This is a genomic window from Pseudomonas sp. P5_B2 (assembly GCF_056400445.1).
This window is the reverse complement of the sequence record NZ_JBFULH010000221.1, coordinates 1-6,840: the sequence shown is the minus strand read 5'-3', so window position 1 is coordinate 6,840 and position 6,840 is coordinate 1. Positions and strand designations below refer to the sequence as shown.

General features: G+C 56.8%; 5 protein-coding genes and 1 pseudogene. 3 read left to right on the top strand and 3 right to left on the bottom strand.

Annotation, left to right across the window (positions count from 1 at the left end; genetic code table 11):
• On the top strand, nt 1–1,333 hold a 1,333-nt coding region (locus AC1DRJ_RS16510), incomplete at its 5' end, for an MFS transporter (RefSeq protein ID WP_477803092.1).
• Between the two features lie 60 nt (nt 1,334–1,393).
• Nucleotides 1,394–2,053 (top strand): hypothetical protein, encoded by a 660-nt coding sequence (locus AC1DRJ_RS16505; protein WP_477803091.1) that lies wholly within the window; start codon nt 1,394–1,396, stop codon nt 2,051–2,053.
• A 143-nt stretch (nt 2,054–2,196) separates the two neighbouring features.
• On the opposite strand, the gene phaC is transcribed toward AC1DRJ_RS16505, so the two are convergent.
• The 3 genes and pseudogenes from phaC to AC1DRJ_RS16490 all read right to left on the bottom strand — a co-directional run.
• Complete coding sequence (phaC, locus tag AC1DRJ_RS16500) at nt 2,197–3,873, bottom strand: class II poly(R)-hydroxyalkanoic acid synthase (protein ID WP_477803090.1); 1,677 nt, start codon at nt 3,871–3,873, stop codon at nt 2,197–2,199.
• A gap of 280 nt (nt 3,874–4,153) precedes the next feature.
• Nucleotides 4,154–5,344: a cation:proton antiporter gene (locus tag AC1DRJ_RS16495; protein WP_477803089.1), complete on the bottom strand. Its 1,191-nt coding sequence runs from the start codon at nt 5,342–5,344 to the stop codon at nt 4,154–4,156.
• A gap of 299 nt (nt 5,345–5,643) precedes the next feature.
• A pseudogene (locus AC1DRJ_RS16490) lies at nt 5,644–5,922 on the bottom strand (site-specific integrase); the annotation flags it as partial.
• Nucleotides 5,923–6,037: 115 nt separating this feature from the next.
• Here AC1DRJ_RS16490 and AC1DRJ_RS16485 point away from each other — a divergent pair.
• The coding region (locus AC1DRJ_RS16485; protein WP_477803088.1) for a zinc-binding dehydrogenase at nt 6,038–6,840 on the top strand (803 nt) is incomplete at its 3' end.

Here is a 6,840-nt window from a genome sequence, read left to right as displayed (position 1 = left end):
GTCCATGGCTAATCGGGCAGTCACCGCTGCTACAGTCGGAACCGCTTTAGAATGGTTCGATTTCACGTTGTATGGGGTTGTAGCAGCTACTGTGTTGCCCAAGTTGTTCTTCCCTGCGATGGAGCCTGGTTCTGCGCTGTTGGCATCTTTGGCCACGTTCAGTGTGGGCCTCGCTGCACGGCCACTTGGCGCCATTATCTGTGGCCATTTGGGCGACAAGATTGGCCGGCGTAACCTGATGCTCGGCACAGTATCGGCAATGGGTATCACCTCCGTGCTGATGGGACTGCTTCCGACCTATGCGCAAATTGGGATACTCGCGCCCATCTTGCTGGTCTTGCTGCGCATCATTCAGGGATTTGCACTTGGGGGCGAGTCGACCGGCGGGCAACTCATGGCGCTCGAACATGCGCCTGCGGCCCTACGCGGCCGGTATTCAGGTCTTATCGGCATGTGCGCACCGCTCAGTCAGATAGTCGCCAATGCCGTGCTCCTTCTGCTTTCAGCATCAATGAGCGCAGATGACTTTATGAGTTACGGCTGGCGAATCCCCTTCGTCATGAGCTTTCTGTTGGTTCTGGTTGGTCTTTACATACGAATGCGAGTAGAGGAGACGCCCGCTTTTGTACAGATGAAACAGTCTGCGGTCGCGACGGTCAGTAGCCCGCTTCGAGACGCCTTCAGACTTCACTGGAAGACTATTCTGCGACTGATGCTGTTCTTCTGTGGCCCTACGGCAATGTTCTATCTCGCCGTTGTGTTCACCCTCGGCTATTTGACGAATACCCTCGGTATTCCTAAACAGACGGGGTTTACGCTATTAATGATCGCCAATGGTTGCGCCATAGTCGGTTCGGTTATGGGCGGTCTACTCAGTGATCGGATTGGGCGCAAACGCACCCTCCTTATAGCGTCGACCGCGACGTTCATCCTGATGATGCTGTACTTCCCATTACTTGAAACCAAAGACTTCGCCACGATGGCGATTGCAATGGGCTTGTTCATGGGGTTCACGCAGATGCAGACCGGTATTCAGCCTGTCGCGTTCGCGGAAGCGTTTCCAACTAATGTTCGATATTCTGCATCGGCTCTGGCTTTCACGGGTGCAAGCCTGTTCGCAGGCGGACCGATTCCTATCGTTGCAACGTGGCTCCTGAACTTGGGCCACGGCTCGCCATGGGCGCTCGTTGCACTTGTCGGAACACTGAACGTGATCTCTTTCTGCATGATTGCAATTGGCCCGGAAACGGCGGGTGTCGACATGAATCGCCTCGATTCAGTCGATGAGGTCGCCGGCAACCAGCATGCACAAGTGCGTCACGCGAACTCTTGATCTAATCCAGCGGTGCGCTGGTCGCACCGCTACATCGAAACCGTAAAAGCGAGAACATTGATGACCGACCAATCCAAAGGCTTGCTTGCGATCTGGAGCACGATTGCGGCGGAGGCGGAAACAGACTATTTGCACTGGCTTACACGCGAACATATTTTCGAGCGTGTCAGCGTGCCGGGCTTTCTCTCGGGCCGTGTGTTCAGGCGGCGCGACAGTCAACCATCGCAATATTTCATGTTGTATGAGTTGGCTGAAGCCAGCGTGATGTCCAGCCCGGCGTATCTCGCACGACTCAATGATCCTACTCCGTGGACGCAACGGGTCATGCCGCAGTTGATGCAGTTCCGTCGCGGTGGCGGTTCGGTCGATGTGAGTGGTGGTCATGTCGACGCACATGGAAGTCATCTCGCCATTGCGCGTTTCGATGGCGTGCTGCCTGACGCATTGACAGGGTCGAAGGGACTTCAATTGGCCGAGACGCTGACGGAGTTGGATTGGGTCGTAAACGTTCAGATGATGACCGTGCAGACCGACGCCACGTCTATCGCTACTCGCGAGAAGTCGATGCGCAGCAGCCAGGAAGGAGAGTTTTCGGGGTTGTTGATCATCCAGGCACTCGACAATGCCTCTCTGGAACGCGCTGTCAGCCGCGCGAGGCAACTGCTTATGGCAGACAACCCATTCGAGATCTATGAAGCGGTGTTTTCTGCCACCCCGTGAACAATGAAATCTGCTAGATAGCTTTTGGTCCGGCTCGGTCATTTGCCATCGTGTGCCCATGGCCGCTCTACGCCTGCAGGGGCATGAGGCTGAAATCGAGGGATGGATGGGGCGCCAGACACGCCCCTCCGATGACTGCAGGTTCAGCGCATGTGCACGTAGGTACCCGGCGCAGCCTCAGCAGCGGCATAAGCCCTGTTGCCCAGTTTTCTTGGAGCCTTTTTGCGATCGCCCGAACGTTCCTGCACCCAGGCCTGCCAGTGGGTCCACCAGGAGCCGGCTTGTTTATCGGCAGCGTCCATCCACTCCTGAGCCTCGACTGGCAGTTTGCTGCCGGTCATGAAGTGCGCCTTGGGGTTGCCCGGCGGGTTGAGGATGCTCTGGATATGCCCGCTGTTGGACACCACGAACTCGCCCTGACCGCCAAACAGATGCATGGAGCGGTAGCAGGCGTCCCACGGAGTGATGTGGTCGGTCAGGCCTGCGATGCAGTAGAAGTCACTGGTGACCTGACTGAGGTCTATCGGTGTGCCGCAGACTTCCATGGCTCCGGCGCGCGGGAACGGATTGGTCTGGTACATATCAATGAATTCGCCGTGCAGCGTGGCTGGCAGGTTGGTTGTGTCGTTGTTCCAGTAGAGGACATCGAATGCCGGCGGCTCTTTGCCGAGCAGGTAATTGTTGATCCAGTAACTCCAGATCAAGTCATTGGGGCGCATCCAGGCGAAGACTTTGGCCAGCTCGCGGCCCTCCAGCACGCCAGCCTGATAGGAACGGCGCTTGGCTGCCTCCAGGGTTTTCTCGTCGGCGAACAGCCCGACCTGGGTGTCGGGACGTATGTCCAACATGCTGACCGCCAAGGTAAAGGCATTGATCTTTTTCTCGTCCAGGGCGGCGTAGTGACCCAACAGCGAGGACATGGTGCAGCCTCCGGAACAGGCTCCGAAGGTATTCAGGTCGGCGCTGCCGGTAATGGCAAGAACCGCGTCGATCGCTTCCTTCAGGGCTTCAACGTAGCTGGAAAAACCCCATTCACGCTGTGCCTTGCCCGGATTGCGCCAACTGACAGCGAAGGTCTGGATACCGCTGTCGAGGAGAAACCGGATCAGGCTCTTCTGCGGCGTCAGATCAAACAGGTAGAACTTGTTGATCTGTGGCGGTACCACCAACAACGGACGCACCTGCACCTGCTCGGTACGAGGCTTGTACTGGATCAATTCCAGCAGCTCATTGCGAAACACCACCGCACCTTCGGTGATGCCCAGATTGTGGCCCACCTCGAAAGCAGTCTTGTCCACCTGGCTCGGCATGCCACCGTTTTCGATCAGGTCCCGGGTCAGCTGCGAGAAGCCATTCAGAACGCTCTTGCCGCCGGTTTCAAAGAAGCGCTTGAGCGCTAGCGGGTTGGCCAGGGTGTTGGTCGGCGCCATCGCCTCGGTCAGCAGGCCGATGACGAACTGACCACGCTGAGCGTCCTGTTCGCTAAGGTTGCTGGTGCTGATCCAGTCGTTCATCTCCTGGCACCAGGCCAGGTAAGTCTGCTTGTAGCGACGGTATAGCGGGTTGTGTTGCCAGGTGTGCTCGTCGAAGCGCTTGTCTCCCGCCGCTGGCTCGAGCTGCGAGCGGTTGAGCAGGACATTTTTCAGCTCGAAGCCGAATGCAGCCATATGCCGAGCGCTATGCACGGGTTGCTTCAACACTTGTCGCAAGACCATGCGAGCGGTGCCGAGCAGGTCGCGCCCGCGAGGACCGAACGCCGGGTTCAGGTTCAACGTGTGCATCGCAGCTTGCTGGGAGAGATCTTTATCTTTCTTATTCATTGTGACACTCCGGTAAGGCACCCAAGACGGACGCCCGGAAGTTATATGGCTGMGGGCAAGCAACTGAGCATTGTGCCGGCCGGGTGAGCCGCAGAAAGCCAGGGCTTGCCACACATCTTGGGGAGCAGTTTATAGACGGGGGGCTGGTCGACATTTCATTTGGCGACAGTGTTTTTTCACTTCATGACAACCCATGACCTTTGATCCGGGATTGTGCATAGCGTTGCTTAAGTGCGTAGTCGCACATGAGCACCGAATTGCATTGCTACTGACCCAACTATCAATGATCACGACCGGCCAGCCGTGCAACCCATGGATTGGCACTCAGACCATGTAATAGCACGCTGAGTAAAACGGTACAGGCAGCCGTAGCCACCAAGGTACGACTTGCTTGTAGAGGGGAGGCCAATATCATGACGGCGAAGACGATGCTGGCCAGACCTCGCGGGCCGAACCAACCAATGAAGAGGCGGGTTTCGAAATCGAAGCGGGTTCCCACCAGACTGATCAGCACGGGCAGTATGCGAATCACGGTCAGGCTGAGCACCGAGTAAAGCCAGATGTTCAGGGTGAGACTGCTCCAGGCCCAAGGGATCACCAGTGCGCCAAATGCGCCCCAGGTAATGACCGATAACAGGCTGGCGAACTCTTCGCTGGCCTTGAGCATCTGGTGCTTTTGCTCGGTAAATAGAAAATTTGCGAGCAATCCACCGACGAACGCAGCAATAAATCCGCTACCACCTAGTGTTTGCGCTGTGGCAAAGCAAAGAATGGCGAGCCCGGGCAGGGTCAACTGTGACCACATGGGCGTTTGCCACTGGTGATTTCCGGAGTAGCGCTGCAACTGCCAAGCGATGAACGTAAGGGTAATACCGATGACTGCACCGATGCCCAGTTCCTCGATAACTAACTCCAATGCCAGTGAGATAGGGGACTGTGTCTGCTGTTCGACCAGCACTGCCAAAAACATAAGCAACACTGGAACGCAGATTCCATCATTCAACCCGCTCTCAACGTTTAACCCTTCACGCACGGGCGCGGGAACCTTGGGATTGCTCACAACAGCTTTACCGAGCGCAGCATCAGTGGGTGCCAGAAGGGTTGCCAGTATCGCCAATTCCAGCGGTGGTACCTGCGGGAATAGCCAGACGCCGACTAGCCAACCACCCGCTATGGTCAGTGGTAGCCCTATCATCAGCAAGCGCAGCGGAAGTCCTTCATTGGCCCGCAGGACCTTCAGGTTGGCGTTGGCCGCATCGCTGAACAGAACAATCGCCAGTGTCAGCTCAGCCAGGAACTTGAGGTCCTCCCTGTCAAGCCGGGGTTGCAGAATGCCCAGAAATGCCGGGCCGAGAAGCAGACCGGCAAGCATGAACATAAGCGGGCCATTGAGCAGGCGTGACTCGAAGCGCCCCGCAAATATGCTGTAGATAAGGAGGAAGGCGGCGAGCAGTGCTAAGTTCTGATACATCGATGACCTGCCTGTTCAGGGTGGGCTGCTGGAACACGCAGCCTTGCCATTGGCTGGTCTGTGGCAATGGGTGTCGTCTTCGAGTAACTGGTGCGGGAAGACTAGCTGAACTCGCCGCTCGCTGGAGCCACTTCTCCAAATCCGCTGACACCTGGGTAAATTACCCTGACTTGACCACCCATTGGCATTCGACCTAACTAGCCGGGGCGTCAACCTGGTTCGATTTTTTCAACACGATCTGCTGTTTGCCGTCCGTGAACGTTGGTCATTCACTGGCCACGATTCCCAGTCTCTGATGGTGCTTTCAGCTTCATATAACCCTGCAGGAGCTGGACAGGTCTCAGGTCTTCGTCCTGCGATAGATCAGCGATGCCTTGTTCGCCGTAGCGTGTGAGTACCGTACAGGATTGGGTCAAGGCCAATGGCTGTCACTCACGCTTTGACTATTCGAGCGTGCTGTCTGGTGGAGAGATGGTCTGAGTCGTGCAACCGGGTCGCAAACAAGAAGTTCTCGCTGTGGAGGCGGGCTTGATGTATCCAAGCCTCCGGGTTTGCTCTGTGATTTCAAATTGCACTGGGGTGGTCAAGTCCATGCAATAACGAAGACAAGCTGCTCTTAACCTTTGATCCGGCAATCCGGCAGAGTCCGGATTTCGTGCTGAACTCAATCGCATATTGATCAGGGGGATTACCATGGCCACCATGAAAGCAGCAATATTCGTCGAAAAAAACCGGATCGTGCTCGACGACAAACCCATTCCCGAAGTCGGGCCCCTCGATGCGCTGATTCGCATAACAACCACCACGATCTGTGGTACCGACGTGCATATCTTGCGAGGCGAATATCCTGTAGCCAAAGGCCTGACAGTCGGTCATGAACCGGTCGGCATCATCGAGCGGCTCGGTTCGCAGGTACTCGGTTTTGTCGAAGGCCAGCGGGTGATCGCGGGTGCGATTACCCCCAGTGGACAAAGTTATGCCTGCCTGTGCGGCTGTGGTTCACAGGATGGCCCGGATACCCGGCATGGCTTTCGGGCCACCGGTGGCTGGAAGTTCGGCAATATCATTGATGGTTGCCAGGCTGAATATGTATTGGTACCCGATGCGTTGGCCAATCTATGTCCGATACCGGAAGGTCTCAGCGACGAACAGGTGCTGATGTGCCCGGACATCATGTCCACCGGCTTTTCCGGAGCCGAGCGAGGCGGGGTGGAAATCGGCGATACCGTCGCGGTGTTCGCCCTGGGGCCAATTGGGCTCTGCGCGGTGGCCGGAGCACGGCTTAAAGGCGCGACCACGATTATCGGCGTCGATGCGGTCGCCGAACGTATGAGCGTGGCTAAAAAACTGGGCGCCACGCATGTCGTCAACTTCAAGGACGGTGATGTGGTTGAACAAATCATGGCCCTGACGGATGGGCGTGGTGYCGATGTGTCCATCGAAGCATTGGGTACTCAGGGGACCTTTGAGTCGGCGTTGCGCGTTCTGCGTCCGGG